Origin of the sequence: Psychrobacillus sp. (genome assembly GCF_032154225.1) — a bacterium.
GTDB lineage: Bacteria > Bacillota > Bacilli > Bacillales_A > Planococcaceae > Psychrobacillus.
Window position 1 is genome coordinate 22,733 of the sequence record NZ_JALDYF010000017.1, and the last position, 19,865, is coordinate 42,597.

General features: G+C 33.9%; 23 protein-coding genes and 2 pseudogenes. 7 read left to right on the forward strand and 18 right to left on the reverse strand.

Translation table 11 applies throughout. The features are described 5' to 3' along the window. Nucleotides 1-110 precede the first annotated feature (110 nt). Nucleotides 111-1,052: an alpha/beta fold hydrolase gene (locus RUH95_RS17180; protein ID WP_313894126.1), complete on the forward strand. Its 942-nt coding sequence runs from the start codon at nucleotides 111-113 to the stop codon at nucleotides 1,050-1,052. Nucleotides 1,053-1,220: 168 nt separating this feature from the next. On the opposite strand, the pseudogene RUH95_RS17185 reads toward RUH95_RS17180, so the two are convergent. The 6 genes and pseudogenes from RUH95_RS17185 to RUH95_RS17210 form a co-directional block, all read right to left on the reverse strand. Next, nucleotides 1,221-1,618 (reverse strand): annotated as a pseudogene (locus RUH95_RS17185) (type 1 glutamine amidotransferase family protein). 75 nt (nucleotides 1,619-1,693) lie between these two features. Continuing rightward, nucleotides 1,694-2,656: a helix-turn-helix transcriptional regulator gene (locus RUH95_RS17190; protein WP_313894127.1), complete on the reverse strand. Its 963-nt coding sequence runs from the start codon at nucleotides 2,654-2,656 to the stop codon at nucleotides 1,694-1,696. A 205-nt stretch (nucleotides 2,657-2,861) separates the two neighbouring features. Further along, nucleotides 2,862-3,194, reverse strand: coding sequence for a hypothetical protein (locus RUH95_RS17195; protein WP_313894128.1), 333 nt, complete (start codon nucleotides 3,192-3,194; stop codon nucleotides 2,862-2,864). Between the two features lie 35 nt (nucleotides 3,195-3,229). Further along, the gene (locus RUH95_RS17200; RefSeq protein ID WP_313894129.1) at nucleotides 3,230-3,937 is read right to left on the reverse strand and encodes a DNA alkylation repair protein; all 708 of its coding nucleotides are present in this window, start codon (nucleotides 3,935-3,937) and stop codon (nucleotides 3,230-3,232) included. 72 nt (nucleotides 3,938-4,009) lie between these two features. Continuing rightward, nucleotides 4,010-5,047 (reverse strand): serine hydrolase domain-containing protein, encoded by a 1,038-nt coding sequence (locus RUH95_RS17205; protein ID WP_313894130.1) that lies wholly within the window; start codon nucleotides 5,045-5,047, stop codon nucleotides 4,010-4,012. 82 nt (nucleotides 5,048-5,129) lie between these two features. Then, nucleotides 5,130-5,426 (reverse strand): annotated as a pseudogene (locus RUH95_RS17210) (GNAT family N-acetyltransferase); the annotation flags it as partial. A 331-nt stretch (nucleotides 5,427-5,757) separates the two neighbouring features. Between RUH95_RS17210 and RUH95_RS17215 the strand changes: the two are divergent. Genes RUH95_RS17215 through RUH95_RS17225 form a run of 3 tightly spaced genes read left to right on the forward strand, consistent with a single transcriptional unit; the run spans nucleotide 5,758 to nucleotide 7,441 of the window. Continuing rightward, on the forward strand, nucleotides 5,758-6,075 hold the full coding sequence (locus tag RUH95_RS17215; RefSeq protein WP_313894131.1) for a PadR family transcriptional regulator: 318 nt from the start codon (nucleotides 5,758-5,760) through the stop codon (nucleotides 6,073-6,075). After that, entirely contained in the window at nucleotides 6,068-6,640 is a 573-nt protein-coding gene (locus RUH95_RS17220) for a DUF1700 domain-containing protein (RefSeq protein ID WP_313894132.1), read from the forward strand. Before RUH95_RS17215 ends, RUH95_RS17220 begins: the two co-directional genes overlap by 8 nt. Before the next feature lie 3 nt (nucleotides 6,641-6,643). Then, nucleotides 6,644-7,441 (forward strand): DUF4097 family beta strand repeat-containing protein, encoded by a 798-nt coding sequence (locus RUH95_RS17225; RefSeq protein ID WP_313894133.1) that lies wholly within the window; start codon nucleotides 6,644-6,646, stop codon nucleotides 7,439-7,441. A 200-nt stretch (nucleotides 7,442-7,641) separates the two neighbouring features. Here the strand turns inward: RUH95_RS17225 and RUH95_RS17230 are convergent, their stop codons facing one another. From RUH95_RS17230 to abc-f, 5 genes are all read right to left on the reverse strand, one after another. Then, a complete protein-coding gene (locus tag RUH95_RS17230; RefSeq protein WP_313894134.1) occupies nucleotides 7,642-8,421 on the reverse strand; it encodes a DUF7683 domain-containing protein in 780 nt (259 codons plus the stop codon). Between the two features lie 451 nt (nucleotides 8,422-8,872). Continuing rightward, nucleotides 8,873-9,244 carry an iron chaperone gene (locus RUH95_RS17235; protein WP_313894135.1) on the reverse strand — a complete coding sequence of 124 codons (372 nt, stop codon included), beginning with the start codon at nucleotides 9,242-9,244 and terminating at the stop codon, nucleotides 8,873-8,875. Nucleotides 9,245-9,400: 156 nt separating this feature from the next. Next, nucleotides 9,401-9,550: a hypothetical protein gene (locus tag RUH95_RS17240; RefSeq protein ID WP_313894136.1), complete on the reverse strand. Its 150-nt coding sequence runs from the start codon at nucleotides 9,548-9,550 to the stop codon at nucleotides 9,401-9,403. A 216-nt stretch (nucleotides 9,551-9,766) separates the two neighbouring features. Beyond that, nucleotides 9,767-9,910, reverse strand: a complete 144-nt coding sequence (locus tag RUH95_RS17245) for a hypothetical protein (RefSeq protein WP_313894137.1) — start codon at nucleotides 9,908-9,910, stop codon at nucleotides 9,767-9,769. Nucleotides 9,911-10,315: 405 nt separating this feature from the next. Further along, nucleotides 10,316-11,782, reverse strand: coding sequence for a ribosomal protection-like ABC-F family protein (gene abc-f / locus RUH95_RS17250; RefSeq protein WP_397469522.1), 1,467 nt, complete (start codon nucleotides 11,780-11,782; stop codon nucleotides 10,316-10,318). A gap of 370 nt (nucleotides 11,783-12,152) precedes the next feature. Here abc-f and pyrF point away from each other — a divergent pair, with 370 nt between their 5' ends. The 3 genes from pyrF (at nucleotide 12,153) to RUH95_RS17265 (ending at nucleotide 14,517) form a co-directional block, all read left to right on the forward strand. Next, entirely contained in the window at nucleotides 12,153-13,076 is a 924-nt protein-coding gene (pyrF, locus tag RUH95_RS17255) for an orotidine-5'-phosphate decarboxylase (protein WP_313894139.1), read from the forward strand. A gap of 105 nt (nucleotides 13,077-13,181) precedes the next feature. Beyond that, nucleotides 13,182-13,730 carry a sigma-70 family RNA polymerase sigma factor gene (locus RUH95_RS17260; RefSeq protein ID WP_313894140.1) on the forward strand — a complete coding sequence of 183 codons (549 nt, stop codon included), beginning with the start codon at nucleotides 13,182-13,184 and terminating at the stop codon, nucleotides 13,728-13,730. Then, complete coding sequence (locus RUH95_RS17265) at nucleotides 13,714-14,517, forward strand: hypothetical protein (RefSeq protein WP_313894141.1); 804 nt, start codon at nucleotides 13,714-13,716, stop codon at nucleotides 14,515-14,517. The genes RUH95_RS17260 and RUH95_RS17265 overlap by 17 nt, the downstream gene beginning before the upstream one ends. Nucleotides 14,518-14,973: 456 nt before the next feature. Here the strand turns inward: RUH95_RS17265 and RUH95_RS17270 are convergent, their stop codons facing one another. From RUH95_RS17270 to RUH95_RS17300, 7 genes are all read right to left on the reverse strand, one after another. Further along, nucleotides 14,974-15,513 carry a PadR family transcriptional regulator gene (locus RUH95_RS17270; protein WP_313894142.1) on the reverse strand — a complete coding sequence of 180 codons (540 nt, stop codon included), beginning with the start codon at nucleotides 15,511-15,513 and terminating at the stop codon, nucleotides 14,974-14,976. Between the two features lie 66 nt (nucleotides 15,514-15,579). Continuing rightward, entirely contained in the window at nucleotides 15,580-16,740 is a 1,161-nt protein-coding gene (locus tag RUH95_RS17275) for a YhgE/Pip domain-containing protein (RefSeq protein ID WP_313894143.1), read from the reverse strand. A gap of 541 nt (nucleotides 16,741-17,281) precedes the next feature. Then, nucleotides 17,282-17,434 carry a DUF418 domain-containing protein gene (locus RUH95_RS17280; protein WP_313894144.1) on the reverse strand — a complete coding sequence of 51 codons (153 nt, stop codon included), beginning with the start codon at nucleotides 17,432-17,434 and terminating at the stop codon, nucleotides 17,282-17,284. Beyond that, nucleotides 17,425-17,976, reverse strand: a complete 552-nt coding sequence (locus RUH95_RS17285) for a DUF418 domain-containing protein (RefSeq protein ID WP_313894145.1) — start codon at nucleotides 17,974-17,976, stop codon at nucleotides 17,425-17,427. The genes RUH95_RS17280 and RUH95_RS17285 overlap by 10 nt, the downstream gene beginning before the upstream one ends. Beyond that, the gene (locus RUH95_RS17290; RefSeq protein ID WP_313894146.1) at nucleotides 17,973-18,221 is read right to left on the reverse strand and encodes a hypothetical protein; all 249 of its coding nucleotides are present in this window, start codon (nucleotides 18,219-18,221) and stop codon (nucleotides 17,973-17,975) included. Before RUH95_RS17290 ends, RUH95_RS17285 begins: the two co-directional genes overlap by 4 nt. 156 nt (nucleotides 18,222-18,377) lie before the next feature. Continuing rightward, nucleotides 18,378-19,202: a pirin family protein gene (locus RUH95_RS17295; RefSeq protein ID WP_313894147.1), complete on the reverse strand. Its 825-nt coding sequence runs from the start codon at nucleotides 19,200-19,202 to the stop codon at nucleotides 18,378-18,380. A gap of 154 nt (nucleotides 19,203-19,356) precedes the next feature. Next, nucleotides 19,357-19,797 carry a cell wall hydrolase gene (locus tag RUH95_RS17300; RefSeq protein ID WP_313894148.1) on the reverse strand — a complete coding sequence of 147 codons (441 nt, stop codon included), beginning with the start codon at nucleotides 19,795-19,797 and terminating at the stop codon, nucleotides 19,357-19,359. Nucleotides 19,798-19,865: the final 68 nt, after the last annotated feature.

Here is a 19,865-nt window from a genome sequence, read left to right on the forward strand (position 1 = left end):
AATACACTTATTAGTGTAGAAGAAGATACGACTAGATACTAAAAAGGAGGGTAGGCACGAGTACAGGTAGAAAGCGAGCTTCAATTGTCACACTACACCCTCGTGCATAAATGATGAAAAAAATGTTTAACATTATGCTTAAAATAATAGGTGTTTTAGCTATAGTAATGGTGCTTTTTCTAGCTATTGTTTTTATAGTTAATATGATCAGCAGTAAATCGGAGCAAAAAAAAATAGAACCCTATGGACAGTCTGTAACCGTCGATGGGAAAAATATGAATGTTACAATTCAAGGAAATGGAAAAGAAACAGTCGTTTTACTACCGGGTTTTGGAACAGCGACACCAGCACTTGATTTTAAGCTGCTTGTAGATGAACTATCCCCATTTTACAAAGTTGTCACGATTGAGCCTTTCGGTTATGGATTAAGTGATGAAACAGAAAAAGAGAGAAGCACGGAGAATATTGTAAGTGAAATTCATGAAGCACTGCAGGAGCTTAATATTAACAGGTACACTCTAATGGGCCATTCCATCGCAGGCATTTACGGACTGGATTATGTGAACAAATATCCAAACGAAGTGAATGCTTTTGTCGGAATCGATAGTAGTGTTCCAACACAACCTGGTATGGATGTTAAATTCCCATTAAAAACGTATAAATTTCTCAATCAATCTGGTCTCTTAAGATTGATCATAAAAGTAAGTGATGACCCATATGCTTCCCTATCATTTGATGACAAAACAAAAGAGCAAATGAGAATGATTACGAATAAAAACATGAATAATGACACTACCTTGAATGAAATGAAAAATATTTCTTCTAATTTTAAAGGAGCTCAGCATTTAACATTTCCAAAAAACCTCCCTATTATTCTCTTTATACAAGAGAATAATGTAGATTTTGAAGACTGGACACCATTGCATGAAGGGCAAATCAAAGATTCTATACATGGGAAAGTGATGGCACTTGAAGGAGGGCATTATCTACACCATACAAAATCAAAAGAAATCGCTGAAAGTTTCAGAGAATTTATGAAAGAAATTAAATAAGTGCACTGAAAAGTTCTACTCACTTTCTGGTAAATGTAAAAAACCGCCCTTTAGGACGGTTTTTTCACTTTTTGTTCGTTTGAAATGCACGGGCTTTTTTAGGATAGATTTAGTTTTTATAAAAAAGAATGTTCCATCTTTATTATCTAAGGAAAATTCCATGCAGAATCATCCATTAATTGAATCCATTAACTGGAAGAAGTATTCAGGTTTATGAGTCTTATTTAGGTTATACCATGAATCCAATGTATCTGGTGCAAATACATCTAATTTTTTCATTACTTCCATCGCAAATTCTAGAGGAGCTACTCCTGATGCAGTAACCAAATTTTCATCAGCTACTGCAAGGCCTATCTCATAAAATGCTTCATCAAGGGTAATAGCTGGTTTTATACTCAGCCCCCCATTGTAGTAATAATTTCTTTAGTATTTCCTACTGTAACTAATTTTAAAGGCTCTAAATTTTTTTTGAAATATCTTCCTGAGTTTAGTTCAGCAATTAAATATCCGTATTCCCAGTCTGACATTGTATTAAATACATAAAGATAAACTTTTCCTGGTTGCATCCAATAACACCCCAATTACATTTGATACAGCCTATTGTAATATAACTTCCCTGACAGCTAACGTCAGTGAAGTTATCATATTTGATGAAATTGAATTAATTCCGACAGAACTTCAATGTATCTTTTCTTAAGACTTATTGGCTCAATAATTTGAATAGATTTATTGTACGGTAAAAGTAAGTGAGGTACATACGTATGTATTATATCTTTTTCAAGAAGGAATACTGCTTGATCTGAATTCCGTTCCTGTAGGTAATTCGCTAAAAACCAGTGTTGACAAACATCATCCAACGCACTTTTATTTCCTTTAATAACTAAGGAAATAATTCCTTCCTCATCTTCCATAGTGGGGAGAAGATTTTTCAAAAAAAGGTCCTGCGCCGAAAATTTTTCTATCCGTTTAAATTTATTTCCAGTTAGCATTAGACTTTCAATTCGCTCCACTCTAAAACTGCGTATATCATTCCTAAGATGACAAAACCCAATCACATACCACTTATTATTCCAATAAATAATTCTGTATGGATCAACCACTCTATACTTTGATTGTTCTTCTCCACTTTTATAGTATCGAATTTTTACAGAGCATCCGTCAGCTGTGGCCCGCTCCAACTCCTTCAAGAATGGTCCCAGCGAAAGTGATCCCATTCGACTTATCACTTCAAGACTGGCCAAATGTTGGTTTACCTTTTTTCCCTGCTCTTTGTTACAGTATTTGCTTAACTTTGAAACAGCCCTATTTAGTGCTTCTCCTCCATAATATCCTGCTTCTTCTGCAAAAACAGCAGCATGAAATAGTGATGTTTGCTCCTCAAAATCAAAAAAAAGAGGGGCTTCAATAAAATTATTCAATAAAGTATATCCACCGTTATGTCCTGCGTCTGAAATTATTGGTACACCACTTATTGAAAGTGTATCAATATAACGATACACAGTCCTTATATTCATCTCTAACTTTTCAGAAATTTGTTTCGCAGTAATTTTTTCACCTGAACTAAGCATCCATAAAATCGCTAGCATATTGTCAATTTTCGGCATATTAAACCGCCCCTATAAAGGATTTATTGTCTATTGAATCGTCAACAGACCTTTTATTCTTTAGTTAATTTCCTCTGGTCCATATTGCCACCAACCATCAAAACCTCTATATTCATACTTTAAAAATCCTAGGGGATCTACTACTTCATGTATATCTAAAATAACAACGACTTTTGTCGGTTCACTAATATTAAAATAAGCTATACTATCCTCTTTTTTTTCCACCATTTTCAATGTAATAGTTCAAATATAAACTTATATCACTTCCTTTTATTTCTTTGCTGTTTCCTGTTATTTTTGCAGTTCCCCCAGGTTCTAGACTTTTTACTGTTCCTACCTCTGTAGAGTTGCTATATAGAAACTTGAGATCAGGTAGCGCTTTATTACTTAAGTTATTTACCTCAATAGTAACTCCTGAATCATATTTTCTATATTCTCCTTGTACTTTCATTTCGAGAAAGTAAAAAAATAAATATATAGTTATTAGGAAGAAAAATACCGCTAGAGATATAAAAATAAATATTTTGAGTTTCTTCATTAAAAAAGCCCCTTCCAGCGCTGGCACAAAAAGTTTTAACACCTTACATGCCTGCGTTTAAAACCAATCCTTCCTCTATCGACTTCCTTTTGAATACTTTCGTAAGCGTTTAGGAAACCGCTTTTTTTCTCTTCCTTTTTGACTTCTACTATACCTATTGCCTTTGCAGTTTCGACTGCCTTTTCATGGAGCGGTAAATAAGAAGTCCCCACAGTGTATACAAAATTATTCATAGCGGATTTCGCTCGTTCTGGCGAATCATGAATCGTATTTTGTACCATATCAAGCATATTGGAAATCTTACTTTCTGAAAACTCAACGTCTTTCCGATTCCCTAAAAGCCAACAGTAACAACTCCAGCCCGCTGACATTCTCAGCTCTTCTCCGCTTGCAATCCATTTATCACCAACTTCTTGTGCAATATCTGACTCCGATAACGTTACGGCCACTACATAATCGGACAGCATATAAAAATACGCTGCATCAATCCAACGGTCATAATCTGACTCCGTCATAGCTTTTGGGTCTGCAATAATGCCTGCAAAGTACATCGCATCGTAGTTACCTGTGGCATAAAGCTCTTCAGCTAAAGGCTGATTAATTTTTATTTTTTTAAAGATTGGTTTCATTGCACCTGTAGCCACACCAAAAAGTGGCTCATGCGCACCATTGGATATATACATTTTTTTACTTCGTTCCTTGCCAAGCTCTTCAAGCTCCTGCATAACCATTTCTAAATTCATCGATTAGCACTTCCTTCTTTTTGGATTTTTCCTCTTAATGTTTTACTTCAACATTAAGAAAACTAACGTTTTTTAAGACATAAGGGATTTATATATTTCTCCTATAATCCCCTCCATTTGATGAACACCTAACTCTGCATTTGTCATTATGACTGCGCCTTTCTCTAAATTTGGAAAAGCCACCATCATACATTGAAAGCCTACTCCCCAACCTAATGATGTGATTTCAAGTTCTTTTTCCGAACCCTCTAAAAACACACCAAGACCAGTCCACTCCTTTCCTAACTGAGGTGTAATCATTTCTTTTGCTAAATTTGCAGAAATTCCAATCCTACTTTTCCCTTTTAGTGCGTTCATTAATTCAATGACCAACTGAGCTAGATCTAAAGAAGTTGTCCAAAGTCCAGAAGCAGCTGGGTAGGGATATATAGGATATTTTCCTTCTACTAAATCTCCGTGTTTGTTATGACCACAAGAGAAATCATCTTTTTTCGTTTCTGAGGTTATTGTATCTAATGTGCTGTTTTCCATATTTAATGGTTTAAATATTCGTTCGTGCATAACCTGCCTAAACGGTTTTTCCGTGACGTCTTCTACTAGTTGCTGAATGATACAAAATCCTGCATCTGAATAGTGAAATTCACTATCAGGTTCATACTTCACTTCAATTGGGTATTTACAATAAGATGTTTTCCCATTTAATAATTCAACCATTGAGGGTATGCCTAACAGCGAATTAAGATCAGTGAAGCTATTTTCTGGGTCTATAATTCCAGATTGATGACTAAGTAGGTTTCGTAGTGTAATTCTTTTATTTTTCGTTAATTTATTATCAGGTACTTTCCACGATACAAGCCTTTCGTTTACATCCTCATCTAAATCAAGAAGACCTTGTTCCGTTAATTCCACAACTAGCATTCCAGTTAAGAATTTACTGATAGAACAAGCACTAAAACTAGAATTTCTATTTACATTTTTAGTGCTTCCTGTCTCTAACAAACCATCGTTTACTGTATTTTTTATTTGACCCTTTTCAATTAATGTAACACTTAAACCCGGCACTTTATAATGCTCCATACGCGCTTTAATGTTTATATTCTTCAATTCCATATTAATCCTCCTATTCAAGTTTCCATAAGAGTACATTAACACGAACACACGTTCCTTGTATATATTTGGAGAGGTAATAATTTCATATTGCGCCCTTACAGAACTTTTTCAAAATAACCATATGTTTTAGTTGTTCTCCGTTTTCAAAAATAGGATGGTCATAATTTTCAGTGAAAAAATTTTCTATTTGATGAGAGATAACAAAGCCACAAGATTTACAAAAAGGAATTGTTAAAGGACTGTCACCAGTTCCTACATACATCGTATGTCCTTTGCTTTGATAATGTTTAAAAATATATTGGACCATTTTCTTGCCATAACCTTTTCCTTGATATAAAGGATCAGTGGCAAGGTTTTTTATTTCAAAATTGCCTTCTCCTTCATCAGTTACGACACATACTACTTTAACTCAACCATCATCCAAAACGTACATTTCTCCTCTATTCAAGTAAAGATCGATCATACTTTCCTGTTCATCTGCAGGTAACAACAATTCTAAAAACTGTTTCTTTTTATCAATAAGTTTGCCTTATAATAATCATTTTTAACTCCTTAAAATGCCCTTTTGTTAACTGTTTAAACACTCTTTTTTATTATACAAAAGAAACAGGAAAAGATGTTTTTAAACAAATTATTCGCTATACTATGCGTTGCGTAGTATGATGTATCAACAAGTACTACTATTGGAACTTCTAGCAAAGGGTGATGATATGGATATACAATTAAAACGTGGATTGCTTGAAGTTTGCGTGTTAACCGTTCTTGCAAAAGAGGACTCATATGGATACAAAATAGTTAAAGATTTATCGGAACATATTGAGATTGCGGAATCCACACTATATCCAATTTTAAAGCGGTTGGAGGCTCAGGATTGTGTTTCAGTTTATATGGTTGAACACAATAGCCGATTGCGAAAGTATTACAAAATAAAGCAACAAGGTAAAGAAAAAATTCATGACTTTCTAAATGATTGGGAGTCTGTTTTAGCACTACATAAATTTGTAAAGGAGGGAGCAGAATATGAATAAATCAGAATTCTTGGCAGAACTCGCCACTAAACTTAATGCACTACCTCAAAGTGAAATGAACAAATCTCTTGCGTATTACTCAGAAATAATTGACGATCGTATGGAAGATGGAATGAGTGAAGTAGATGCGGTATGTGGCCTTGGAAACGTTGAAGAAATTGCACAAGAAGAAATGATTGAAGCTACACCTCTACCTAAGCTCATAATTCCTAGTCGACCACTTTCTAAATTAGAAATTGTACTCTTATTTATCTGTTCACCATTAATCATTACTTTATTGGCACTAATATTGGCATTTTATGCGACTGTTTGGTTAGTGATTATCTCGTTATTTTTGCTCGATTTTTCCTTTGCCTTGGCAGGTGTAGCTGGAATTATTGCTTCGATCGTTGATTTCCGTAGTAATATTCCAATTAGTTTACTTATGTTTATTTGCAGTTTGATTTCTATTGGTATTGGTATAGTTGCATTTAAACCAATTAAAATCGTTTCTAATAAAATATTGGGACTGACTACATGGGTTGTTAAAAATATCAAATTAAAATTAATAAGAAAGAGGTTATAATTTATGAAAAATACTTTTAAGAAAGCTGCCGCTGTTTGTGTTACTCTTGGCTTAGTATTCTTTATTTCCGCTTGTGCCACGCAAAAAGAGTCAATTTCTTACGAAGAGAAAAGTTATTCGATAGACGCGGACAAGGTTACGCAAATATCTCTGTCTGATAGAGATCGTAAGGTTGAACTGGTAGAATCAATGGACAGTAAGATTCATATTACTTATTTTGAGAGTGATAAGGAATCCTATGAAGTTAATATTACCGAAGAAAACGAATTAGTAATGAAATTGGTTACTGACAAGGATTGGAAAGACTATGTGGGGCTGGACACAGATAAAGCTTATCGCTTAGTACAGATAGCTGTTCCAAGTGGTATTTCTAGCGGGGTAAACATAATTACATCTAAAGCTAATATTATTCTATCTGATGTAAACATTGATGGTTCGGTTGAAGCAACAACTTCAGACGGTAGTATAGAAATTACTAATGCTTCGGTTAGCGATAATTTGAAACTGAAAAACAAAAATGATGATATTATTTTGTCCGGTGTAAATGCAGTAGGTTCCATCGATGCAACCATTTCAAATGGTAATATAGAAGTGACAAAAGTTGCGGTGGACAAGGCACTTAAATTGAAAACAAAAAATGGAGATATTACTGGAACTATTATAGGCTCATATGATGCATTTAATATTACTAGCGATGCTTCCAAAGGTAAAAATAATCTGCCCGAAAATAAAAGCAGTGGTGATAAGACGTTAGAAGTCAGCGCAAATAATGGTGATATAAATCTCGAATTTGTGGATTAATCGTTTACAGTGAGTTTTGAGATAAATAAATTACCCCCTTTGTATAACTATATCCAAAGGGGGTATTTATTCGCAACTTTTTATAAATGGTACGACTCTTCTACAAATCTACAACAATTAGGGCTTTAAAATAAACATGGTTAAAATTTTGATTAATAGAATCGAATAAGAACATAATACTTGACTATACAAAAGATTATTTAGTTACCGCCCCAAAATCCATATTCATATTTAGAAAAGTCTATCTTATGATTCAAGAATTTTTGAATGAATACAGCTTGCTTATTAGTTATTTCAAATGAACCAATTACCGGATGGTCTTTTGATAGATTAAATATTTTACGAAATTCATCTATATGAATATCAGTAATTTCCTCCTCACCTACAACCAATTTATGCTCATCTTTTTGTTCATTCCATTGAACCGTTCTAGTTGTTTCTTCCTCAGAGAAATAATATGGTGACTTTGTTTCCTCTACGAATAGTCCACTTTCGTTTGCAAATTTTATGGATGATGGACACTTTGTACTTGAACCAATATACATATAATAATCCCAACCAAAATCTACAAAAAATGCACCTTTTGAATACAACTGGCAGCTTACAAAATTCCTTAAAATCATTTTGCAAATAATACGAATTTCATTTTCATTCAGCTCTTTGTCTTCCTGTAAATCCATTTCATCAAATTCTGTTTCATACAAGATGGAAACCTTATCTTCCTTGGAAACATCCATTTTAGTTAATTGTAAAATTCTCAAAGAACTAAGTCCATATTCACTTAAAAAAGTCATTACGGTATTTACATAGGCCGTCTCAACACCGAGATATTCAACTAAAGTGAATTCTTTTCCATCTATTACTTTTCCAATTTCAGAAGGACACGTCCACTCTTTTTGTAGGGTGTAGTATCCATCTTCATCTCTGAAAGCAGGGTTGTATTTCGTTATTCTCCACTGATAATTTATTAGATTTGACATTGTACTAGAGCATCCTCCCAAACAAAACTGCGACTTAATAATCTACTAACTAAAAAGAGACCAAAAAATATAAGTTATTTTTGGTCTTGGATTAAGTATAAGAAAAATACTTTATCGGTAAAATTGTCCACTAATTCGTGAAATTATCGATATTACCAGCGTCGTGTGCCCTCATATCCCTTTTTATATCTTCCAATTCCTGCATTTCTTTTTGGCTTCTCACCGGCTTCTTATTGCTTTTTTCTTCACGCATTTCTAACAATACGCTTAATGCTACTAATATCACCACTATAGCTACAAGAAATACCCAAATCAGCTTCCACTCCCCCTTTTAATGTGCTTGTTAATACATTATACGGTTCTTACTGAAATTAGTTTCACATCGAGTAGCTCCTGACCTGTACGTTCTGCGGTGCAATTAACCTGGCATTAAACACTAATCGCCCATTTTTTATTTCCGCCAAAAAGTTGGGCAGCCTGCCTTATCCAAAATATTAAACTCAATCATTTTTTCAAGTAATGAAAAATCAACTGGACCGTCCCATGGGATACGTACCAACTGCTTGGTGTGATCATAACCCGCCTGCACAATTTCTTCTGTAAAATGAATAATTCCCGCATTTTCAGGGGCAACAGCCAAATGTTTTTTAGAAATGCTAAAACCTATAATATATGTTTCGTGATCGGTAAACATAGGCTGATTCCACGCAATTTTTGGTTTTAAGTTTGGAAATTCCCTAGTAACCCAAGACAAAACTTCTTTCGTTCGTTCCATATGTTGTGGATTATCAATTTGCGATAAATATTCTGCAAAAGCTTCCATGTCATTCTCCCCTAAGGTAAAGTTTATTTTAATACGATGTAAATTTTAGTGCCATAATTTACGGCGCAAGGCACCCAAACTATTCAATGTGCTTGTTAATATATTATAAGGTTCTTACTAAAATTAGTTTCACAAATGCGGTGACTGGCACGCAAACTAATCCTCCCAATAAAAAATAGCATCCTTGACTAAATAATTTCTAGGTTCACTATATATCGTTGAAATTTTCGTTGAAAAAGACAAAGGTTGATTCACTTTTTCAGCCTCTAACAGTTCATAATCAAACTCTTTTAAAACTTGTTTCAATTCTCTTTCAATTGTTTGGAATTTCTCACTTAAATTTAATAGATTTGGACCTCCAAGTAAAGAACAATATGCCCCACCAACTACTTCATTCGTTTCAATACGAATTGTTTTATTCCTGCCATCTTCGCCAATGATTGCTACAGGCGCTAAACGACAAATATCAATAATAAACCCCTTCTGCCTTTACCGTTCTCTGACCGTGCTTCTCTTCTACGACTACAACATCTTCTTTTTGATAACAAAAAAATTCAACAAAAGATGCATATCCACTGCCAAAATGATTCCACTCTGCTTCACATTCCAAATTACGAATACGATTTCCCCTTCAATTAAGTCTTGTAATTGTTCATTAGAAAACATACAGAGCCTCCCCTTTTATCTTTTATTTTAGTAGCTAGTTAAGTCAAAAGTACTTCGGAAAATCCAAAGTGGATGTTTTAATTGGAAACTAATTGAGAAGCTAATTTTGGATTATATCAAATAATAGTAAACTGACCCGAATATTACTACACAGACAACAATAATCAAGTAAAGCATCTTTCTGTTTCTCATAAACTTTTCTCCTTACAGCTTTCTTGATTTTGTTTTCAATTTACGGTGCCAGGTACCCACACTATTTGCAACTTATCAATTAATATATTAAACAAAAATACAAAAACGAGAACAATTGTAAAAGATCCGATAAAATTCTTAGAGTAAACCTGTTGTATATCCATACCTATACCTCTTTCTGTTTATATTTCTATTTACAGGCACCCAAACTATTCAATTTAAAAATGGAATAATCTCTACTATTTTTGATGCAATATTCGAAAGAAACACCTGATCATGTTCTACAAACAAAAGTGTAGGTTTATATTCCAATATCATTGTTTCTATTTGCTTTTGATTGAACACATCTAAATAATTTAAAGGCTCATCCCAAATGTATAATTCAGCAGGTATTCCTAGCGACTTTGCAAATTCTACTTTTTTCTTCTGACCGTTACTTATATATTCAATAGGCACATTAAATACATCTCGTTCAAATCCTAGAATTCTAAGGTTGTTCAACAAATGAGTGTAATCCAAATTATTTCCAACAGCGAAATCCTTTAACGAGCCACCATTGTCCTCGTGATTTTGTCGAACAATACTTTTCATCACACCTAGAGGGAGAAAAAGCTCTCCACTTACTACTCCTGAGAAAGATTGCTGGATTAAATAATTCAATAATGCTGTTTTGCCACTGCCATTTGGTCCAACTAGTGCTACTTGCTCACCTTGATAGATGTCAAATGTGACAGGTTGAAAAAGCAACTTGTCTCCATAGCCTAATGATAAATTTTTAATGCGTAATACCGGGTCTCGATGGCTAAAAATGCAATTTGCTGTAAGAGCACTTACGTTTTCAATATCTTTTAGTAGCTTCATTTTATCTTCAATTTTTGACTGCATTCGTTTTTCTATCACTTTTGATTTTTTCATCATTCGAGCTGCTCGTGCATTAGCAAATGCATCATCTCCGGAATCTTTTTCTCGCTGATGTGCCCAGTCTGCCTTTTCTTTTGATGTTTGTTTCAACCGATCAATTTCTGCTTTTAAGCTACTATTTTGTTCTAGCTCGTACTGATCTCTTAACTCTTTTTGCTTTTCATACGTTGTAAAATTCCCTTTAAATAAATTTATCCGACTCTTTTCAATAACTAAAATATGATCCACTACTCCATCTATAAAGTTTCGGTCATGACTTACAACAATATAGCCTTTCTTTTTCTTCAAATATTCCGATACGATATTTCTAGAGCTTATATCAAGATGATTTGTCGGTTCATCTAAAAGTAGAAATCTTGATTCTTCACAAAAAAGCGCTGCCAATAAAACCTTCGTCTGTTCACCGCCTGACAGTTGCTCAAATGGTCTCCACAAAATCTCTTTATCCAAAGATAATAATTGACATTCTCGCTCTAGCTTCCACAACTCAACTGGCATTATTTCTTCCAATGCATAATAAGTTAAGTTTTCTTTATTCGAAATATGTTGTGGAAAATAAACAAAATCTACATTTCCGATTATTTCACCTTCATAAGCATATTTCTGCATAAGTAAGTTTAATAATGTTGTTTTCCCACGACCATTTCTTCCGATTAAACCAAGTCGCCATTTAGCATCTATGTTCAAATGAACATGTTGAAATATCGGTTCATTCAGATAATCAAACCCAAAACTCAAATCCCTAATCTCTATGTGCATACAATCATTCCAATCTATTTGGTTTGAATGTATTCGCATCAACATATAAAAAATCCCTCTGAATATTACGTCAGAAGGATTAGATTTATTCATTATCAAACAAGCCTAGGAATAGGCAATGTTACAAGTATAATAAATGGACAGACTAATCCTATTTTAAGTGAAAATGCGTATACATTTTACGTGTAAAATAGAATTATTTGCTCATGTTCCACCCATCATCCCTTCAAATATATTACAATTATCATAGCACTAATATTTGAATTTCCAATCATTTATTGATTAAAAAACTACCAAATAACATGATGTAAAACTCGGTTATTGATGATAAGGTAAATATATACCACATCATCCGAAGGAGCCTATACATATGAAAAACTTCGCAGACATATTGATTGAACACAGTGTTAGAAAAAATACAGCTTTAGTAGTTGGATTAGATCCTGATATCGCGTATTTCCCAGATTTTTTATTAAATAAGGATACACAAACAACAGAAGAAATATGTAATGCCATAGTAAACTTTAACAAGTTTGTTATTGATGAAGTTTGTGATCATGTAGTTGCGGTAAAGCCCCAGCTTGCTTACTACGAAGTATACGGTAGTGCAGGAATTAAAGCTTTAGAAGAAACAATTCAGTACGCTCGTTCAAAAAACGTGATTGTCATTAACGATGCAAAAAGAGGAGATATCGGTTCCACTTCCAAAGCATATGCACAAGCATTTTTAAGCAATGGACCTATGTCAGGTGATATGGTCACTGTAAATCCATTCTTAGGAAGTGACGGCTACACCCCTTTTATTGAAGTTGCACAAGAAAACAATAAAGGGCTATTTTTGTTACTAAAAACATCCAATCCTTCTTCATTCGAAATTCAGGATTTAAAGCTACAAAATGGAGAAATCCTATACATGCAAATGGCTCAAGACATAAGTGTTCTAGCGGCAGCAACTAAAGGCGAAAATAACTACTCATTTATCGGCGCCGTCGTAGGAGCAACCTATCCATCAGATGCAAAAAAGATAAGAGAACTGTTACCACACTCCATCTTTTTAGTTCCTGGGTTAGGAGCACAAGGGGGACAAGCAGAAGATTTGGCTGTCTTCTTCGATGAAAAAGGTCTAGGAGCTGTTATCTCTTCATCCAGAGGAATTACATATAGCTATTGTTCTAATAAAAGCGATGAAAACTGGAGAAACATTTCAAAAGAACAAATGACTAAATCTATTGCAAATGCAACCATTACAGCAAAAGACCAGATCAATGAAGTTCGATTTCGCACGAACGCTTAATATTGTTGAACATCATGGGTTGCTTAGGCAACTCTTTTTTTAATAAAATTTTATGAGTCAATATCAATTCGAGGCTCGTCTAATTTATGAAAGGAGGGGAAATGAGTGATAGATCTTGAAGGAGATTATTCAGAAGTTTCCTCAGATATGATTCTAGATCAACTGATGGAAGACTATGCAACCGATTTAAAAAGAATTGCTTTCTTATATGTAAATGATATATCCGAATGTGAGGATATTATTCAAGAAGTCTATATATCCTGCTATCAAAAGTTATCTAGCTTCCGACATGAATCTAGCTATAAGACCTGGTTAATTCGTATTACTATTAATAAATGCAAGGATTATAAAAAACGTTGGAGCATAAAAAAACTGATTTATACACCGATTATTTCATCTATTTTCACAGCACCATCTGCTGAAGAACAATTTATTAATGAACAGACTTCAAGAACTATGATAGAGCAAATAGCCAATTTACCAACAAAATATAAAGAGGTACTCATCCTTTATTATTATCAGCAAATGAGTATGACTGAAATTAGTGAAATCCTCCATGTAAATATTAATACGATTAAATCCAGATTACTTCGTGGAAAGAAAATTCTTCAAAACAAATTGGAAAGGAGTAATGCTTATGGACCAGTTCGATAAACATGTGAAAGAAGAGGTACAGGGATACTTGAATAAACATGTACACTTTTCACCAGAAGAAAGTCAGCAAATTCGGAGAAAAGTAGCAAATAAACGTGCAACAAAAAAGATTGACCGAGTGTATTACACCGTTTTGGCTTCCGCAATTGCTTTGTTTATCATACTAAGCTTACCGTTATTAAAAACTTTAAACTTTAATAGTAGCTCCCAATCCAATTACTCTGCTGTGGCAGAAAATGAAACAGAGGGCTATAATTCTTTAGATAATATAGTGAATGGGAAGGCCAATAACAGTAGTCGGAAAATGTTTTCTAATGAAGCAATAAATGATTTACAACTATCTATAACTAACAATCCAGAAAAGTATAAACTGAAGAAAGCTAGTTTAAATTACTGGTCAAAAAGCGGTGAATACAATGATTCCGCTTCTTCAAAGGAAATTACCTTAGCCTTAAGTTTTCAAAGTGAACATAATTCTTACTTCACACAAATTTTTAAAGGTGAAGTTAACCTTGAAGACAACCATGATGTAATTGAAAAAGTAGGGAACTGTAGTCTCATTCCAGCCTCTGAAACATCTAGTGACATGCAAGAAAATAAATACATCATAGCTGTTTCGGAAATATTAATTAATGATGAAAAGTATACAATAATTGTTCAAACTTATGATCTTCATAATGATATTGATGCCAATCCTTATTCTAAAACCAATATTCTAGATTTCTTAGAATCTTTACAACCAGAATTAGCAGTACAGAATTTATTAGAGATAATTCCCGAAGACTAGAATATATTTTTTGATATAAAATAGGATAAATACTAAAAAACTCGCTGCTGTAGGCGAGTTTTTTCATTTTAGAATTTAATTGTTTAGGAATTACTTAGAAGCTACTGAACAACCCAATATTGCCTGTACCTAAAAGGTTTTTTTGCCTCTCTTGTCGAATAAAGATGCAAAGAGAAAAAGACAAACAATCTCAAAATATAGACTTGGATGGCTTGGCCTTATTCAAGCACGTTTAAAGAAGACGGGTGAGACCGTCATTGCCCTTCAATTCCTAATCATGAACATAGAAAAGATCCCTCGGGACTCTTTTTTGCCTATTTTCCAAAAGTGGATTCAACATGGATTATCTGATCTACAATACAGGGTTGCGTAAAAAGAGTTGTTCAGTACTCCCTAATTAAAGAGTGTTTTATACGAGTCTCATATCGCTAGGTCAGTTCATACACAGCCTTTTTCCTATATTTCCTCTTTTTGAATATGGTTAATTAATCTCTCAAAATACTGTATTGAAGAGTTTATTCTATAGTTTGCATAATCCCCAATAAAGTCTGCTAATACTTCTTGCCCTGGTTCCATAAAATGTCGTCTCTCATATTTTGACATCTTGTCCCAAGTCTTTTTTATCTCGTATACTTTTTTTTCTAGTATACTGATGACTTTATCACGCTCCACATATTTCATATTTGCTAAACCAATGACCATATTCCCGATTGTATCTGCATTTTCAAAGAGTTTATAAATCTTTTTCGGTAAGACTTCTCGGCCTTTTTCAGTGATTGCAAATACTTGCTTATCTGGACGATGCTCTTCTTTAATGATTTCTTTTGCCTCAATGAACCCTTGCTTCGCCAATGCCTCAAAATGGTAATATAACTTGCTTTCAGTTAGGCCATTTATCGTATCAAGTGGCTGTAACTCTGAGATTTGTTTTTTTAGTTTATAAGGGTAATTATTTTCTTCCATAAGCTTAGTCAGAATGAAAATTTGAATTGCCATCATTTCAGCTCCTTAGGCAAATATTAGCTCTATTGTATCAAAACTAATCATTTACTTCAGCACAATTTAAACTTTTACAGATTCTCTCGAATCCTCTACTGGCAATGGCTTGTGTAAGATCCAAACGATAACAATGTTAATTAACATCGCTACTAAACCAACCAGAGCTAACCCTAACAAATAAGGGCTTACACTTGTACTACCAAAAATATTCGCAAAGTAAGCTTGCACCGAATAATACATCGGTGTAATATGGCTCGCCCACTCATAAGGTGCATACATCATATCTCGTGAAATCGTTGCCCCATTAGCAAGCGTTTGAACTAATAAAATTGGGATATTTAAGATCATACCTGCTTCACCAATTAAGAATACTACAATTGCTGTGAAGTTAAAGCATACCCAATAGTTCAGAATTTGTTGTCCCCAAATTTGAAAGAATAAATCTCCGCTTAAATCATTAATACCAAATGCTATACCCGTTGAAGCTAAACCTGCAATAACACCAATGAGGACTGCTGTTAATTGTACATAAATGAATAAACGTGTTTTCGTAGCTTTCCCGCGGTTTACTTTAAACGCACCAACTAATTGCATCGCTCCAATCATCGCCCCTACATATAAGGCCATAGTTAAGAACATTGGTAACATATTGTTATGCATGCCATCTGGAATGTCATTAATTGTAACAACATTACCTACATAACTGTTTTCAATCAAATCTGCCATTTCTTTTGATCGCTCTTTAGGTACATTAAAGTTCATTAAAATACCTTGTGCTGTTTGTTGTGAGAATTGCCCACTTAATTGATCGTTAATTTGAGAAACAACTTGTGTCATAGAAGATGATACAACTGTAGCTCCTGCTTCATTTAGAGTGAAATCTATACTTGATGATACATCACTATTTTGTAAATCAGCTGAAAATGTTTCTGGAATATGGATAACTAATGCTAATTCGTTATCTTCTAAATCTTCTAAAGCCGCTTTATTCGAAATGTTTGTATTTATTTTCTCAAATGGGAGTTGTTCTATTAAGCTCTCTGTAATTTGAGCTCCAGATTCTCCTATATCATCATTAATAATGGCAATCGGTAATTGATCAATATTCCCAGGAATTGCTGTATAACCTGACAAAAAGATTCCTAACATACACACTGCATAAAAAACACCCATAAATATAGAACCTATGGCACCTTTACTCTTCAAAAACTCTGTAAATTTCATATATTAATTCCTTTCTAAACATCTATTCGTTAATTCATTCATAATTAAGTTAAAGTACTTTAATTAAACCACTTTAAATAAACTATGTTATGTATCTTATAAAATTTAAGATTCAATTGCAAACAAAAAAGTATAGTATGGCCAATTCTGTTTTTATTTTTTGTCCAAATTATGAATAAGAGAGGATCGTTACAAACCCTTAAGTGATATAAACTTATAAAAAAATAACAGCATACCTCCTATAAATGAGGTATGCCGTTATTAAGCTTATATAACAATTGAGAACAGTTAACAAAGTTGCTTGATGTCGCATAATTTATTAGTTAAAGGAAAAAATGGTTGATGTGATCACAACTAGCCTGCAAAATTTCTTAGGAGAATGAATAATCCCTACATATTCAGGAGCAACAACCAAATGTTTTTTTAGCAATGCTAAAACCAATAATATATGTGTCGTAATTAGTAAAAATCCATACCGTTCTCTCCTACAATATATTATAAACACCAATTTAATGTGTAAAAGAGTGTAGAAATAATACGCTCAGTTACACTTGATTATAAATTGCAGTGAATACTCAACAACTGCAATCACAAGTCCAAGAGCCGCACCTAATTCTCCGAAGAATTCTAACCCGTAGTCATAAAAAATCGTCGTACAAATAATCGACTGCATTAAATAATTTGTTAACGACAAGCGACAAAGTGATCCCAGTCTAATAATGCTTTACCTACTAAGCCTACAGGAATAAGCAAAGACACTCGTTTTAACAGATTTACTTTTTCTCCAATGTCCTTAAAGAAATCTACTTTAGCAGCAGCCATCCCCATCAGTACTAAAAGACCCATAGCGAAAAATGAAATAATAGCCATGAATCCAAGTACAATTGGCAATCCAATTATCACAAAGATTATAGAGAGGTCTTCCGATATACCAACACGTTGCTTCACAACCTCTAAAGATGTACCATTCTTAAGAACATCCAATGTTGCCTTCATATCTGTAAAAACCATCTCCAGAAAATCTGTTTTCACTAATAAAAATGGCGTTGTACAAAGTGTTAAAACTACCGCGCATATGAGCATTGTTTTCTCCTTACGCTTTATAAACAATATTAAAATAAGTAGCCCATAGCCATATAATAATAAAATATAGCCATCCCAAACAAGGGTAATATGTAAACCACCTAATATCACTAAGCCAAATGCGCGTCTCCATAAAGGACCTCTTGTATTCAATTCACGTTTTTCCAATGCACGTACAAATAAAATAATGCCATAACCAAATAAAAACCCAAAATCGGGATAAATGATCCTTCTACAAATATTTTAGTAAAATAATATGCTATCTTATCCCACCAAGTATCTGGTTGAATTGCTTCTAGTGTGGCATTACCATATTGAAAGTACAGCATATTAGCTATTAATATACCAAGAAATGAAAATCCTCTAAGTGCATCTAATATTTCAATTCTTTTCTTCATCGTGTACTTCCTCTTGCTAAATGAAGGAATTAAACCCTCACTTCTTTAATTTACACCTAAATTACCATAAAACCTAAAAACAACTTGGTAGAATAAGGATATTATACCAAGTTGTTTTATCAAGTTTTGTTTTGAGGATTTAAATAAGTTATATTTTCAGTATGATTTCCCTTGTAAAAAGGTTCCATTTCTATAACTATCAAATGCTTCATTGATTTCTTCTTCAGTATTCATTACAAATGGACCGCTTGCAACAATCGGCTGTTTAATCGGTTTCCCTGAAAAAATGAGAAACTTTGTTTTTTCAGTTGAGGAAAGAGAGATTATGTCGGCAGACTCATTTTGTTCAAAGTGCACGACATCAAATGTATTAATCTGCTGTCCGCTTACGTTAGCCTTTCCTTCTAGCATATATAAATAACTATTGTAGCCAGCTGGAATCGGGAAATCATAACTTGCATTATCTTCAAGTGAAACTACAGCATAAAGGAATGGCGTAAATAGTTTTAATGGTGATGCAACACCACTTACTTCACCTGCATACACTTCAATCTTGCCACCTTCAATAGGAAGAACGGGTACTTCTCTATGTGGTAAATCTACATATTGACCAGATGCCTTTTTGTCTTCACTTGATAAGTTTACCCACAGTTGCAATACTCGAACTTCTTCACCTGGCTTTGGATTTTCATTATGAATAATGCCGCTCCCTGCAGTCATAATTTGAAAATCTCCTTCGTATAATCTTCTACCACCGCCCGTCTCGCTATCAAAATGTTCTAAATTCCCCTCAAGTACATACGTCACAGTCTGAATACCCTTATGCGGATGATCAGCAAATGTGTTATGTACAAATTTATCGTCAGCTAAAATAATGAAGGGATCATTATCCATTAAATCGCGAGTCTGCACCACATAGCGTAAATGGCGACCCTCACCTTGTTGTAGCGGAATAGCTTGTACGGTACGAATAGCTAACATAATATAGACACTCCTCATTATTTTAATAGTTTTTATACATCAATCTAATTTAGATTTTAGCATTTTATATCTTACTAACAAAAACATGGGCTCGCTTATTATGATAATAAGCGAGCCCATGTAAGTTATACAATTATTCACAGTGCTAGGAAGCCTAACCCCTATAAACACTTTCGCATGATCCAGCTGCTGGTTCATAAAAACAATGTTGTTTATATTGGCCAGAAAAAGGTTGACCGTACCATGTTGGAGGGCATGGAGCATATGGATTAAAGTACCAAAGTGCATATTTCGCAGGGTGGTCTCTCCAATGATCCAACGCCTTTTTTGCTAATTTTTTTTCAACAGATCTCGCTCTTTCATAAAATAAATTACCTTTCTGAACAGCTTCAAAAGAATAATTTCCTCCTTGTACCTGAAAAATGACATCTTCGATTGTTCTTACATCTTGAAAGTCTAAACAATCTGCATTAGCACGGTTAACAATTACATTTCCAACATATAACATTCCTTGCTGCCCTTCAGCTTCGGCTTCTGCCCTCATCATCCTTGCCATTAAGTCAACGTCCGAACTTTTGTATTTTACTCTTGGCATTTATTCACCCCAACAATATTATATGAAGAAAGCGTACAAAAATGACCTAATTACGGTGCCAGTAACCC

Excerpts from the sequence above, each read along its gene's own strand:
- RUH95_RS17180 (WP_313894126.1), top strand. The coding sequence starts at position 111 with ATGATGAAAAAAATGTTTAACATTATGCTTAAAATAATAGGTGTTTTA.
- RUH95_RS17190 (WP_313894127.1), bottom strand. The coding sequence starts at position 2,656 with ATGCCGAAAATTGACAATATGCTAGCGATTTTATGGATGCTTAGTTCA.
- RUH95_RS17195 (WP_313894128.1), bottom strand. The coding sequence starts at position 3,194 with ATGAAGAAACTCAAAATATTTATTTTTATATCTCTAGCGGTATTTTTC.
- RUH95_RS17200 (WP_313894129.1), bottom strand. The coding sequence starts at position 3,937 with ATGAATTTAGAAATGGTTATGCAGGAGCTTGAAGAGCTTGGCAAGGAA.
- RUH95_RS17205 (WP_313894130.1), bottom strand. The coding sequence starts at position 5,047 with ATGGAATTGAAGAATATAAACATTAAAGCGCGTATGGAGCATTATAAA.
- RUH95_RS17215 (WP_313894131.1), top strand. The coding sequence starts at position 5,758 with ATGGATATACAATTAAAACGTGGATTGCTTGAAGTTTGCGTGTTAACC.
- RUH95_RS17220 (WP_313894132.1), top strand. The coding sequence starts at position 6,068 with ATGAATAAATCAGAATTCTTGGCAGAACTCGCCACTAAACTTAATGCA.
- RUH95_RS17225 (WP_313894133.1), top strand. The coding sequence starts at position 6,644 with ATGAAAAATACTTTTAAGAAAGCTGCCGCTGTTTGTGTTACTCTTGGC.
- RUH95_RS17230 (WP_313894134.1), bottom strand. The coding sequence starts at position 8,421 with ATGTCAAATCTAATAAATTATCAGTGGAGAATAACGAAATACAACCCT.
- RUH95_RS17235 (WP_313894135.1), bottom strand. The coding sequence starts at position 9,244 with ATGGAAGCTTTTGCAGAATATTTATCGCAAATTGATAATCCACAACAT.
- RUH95_RS17245 (WP_313894137.1), bottom strand. The coding sequence starts at position 9,910 with ATGTTTTCTAATGAACAATTACAAGACTTAATTGAAGGGGAAATCGTA.
- abc-f (WP_397469522.1), bottom strand. The coding sequence starts at position 11,782 with ATGCACATAGAGATTAGGGATTTGAGTTTTGGGTTTGATTATCTGAAT.
- pyrF (WP_313894139.1), top strand. The coding sequence starts at position 12,153 with ATGAAAAACTTCGCAGACATATTGATTGAACACAGTGTTAGAAAAAAT.
- RUH95_RS17265 (WP_313894141.1), top strand. The coding sequence starts at position 13,714 with ATGGACCAGTTCGATAAACATGTGAAAGAAGAGGTACAGGGATACTTG.
- RUH95_RS17270 (WP_313894142.1), bottom strand. The coding sequence starts at position 15,513 with ATGGCAATTCAAATTTTCATTCTGACTAAGCTTATGGAAGAAAATAAT.
- RUH95_RS17275 (WP_313894143.1), bottom strand. The coding sequence starts at position 16,740 with ATGAAATTTACAGAGTTTTTGAAGAGTAAAGGTGCCATAGGTTCTATA.
- RUH95_RS17290 (WP_313894146.1), bottom strand. The coding sequence starts at position 18,221 with ATGAAGAAAAGAATTGAAATATTAGATGCACTTAGAGGATTTTCATTT.
- RUH95_RS17295 (WP_313894147.1), bottom strand. The coding sequence starts at position 19,202 with ATGTTAGCTATTCGTACCGTACAAGCTATTCCGCTACAACAAGGTGAG.
- RUH95_RS17300 (WP_313894148.1), bottom strand. The coding sequence starts at position 19,797 with ATGCCAAGAGTAAAATACAAAAGTTCGGACGTTGACTTAATGGCAAGG.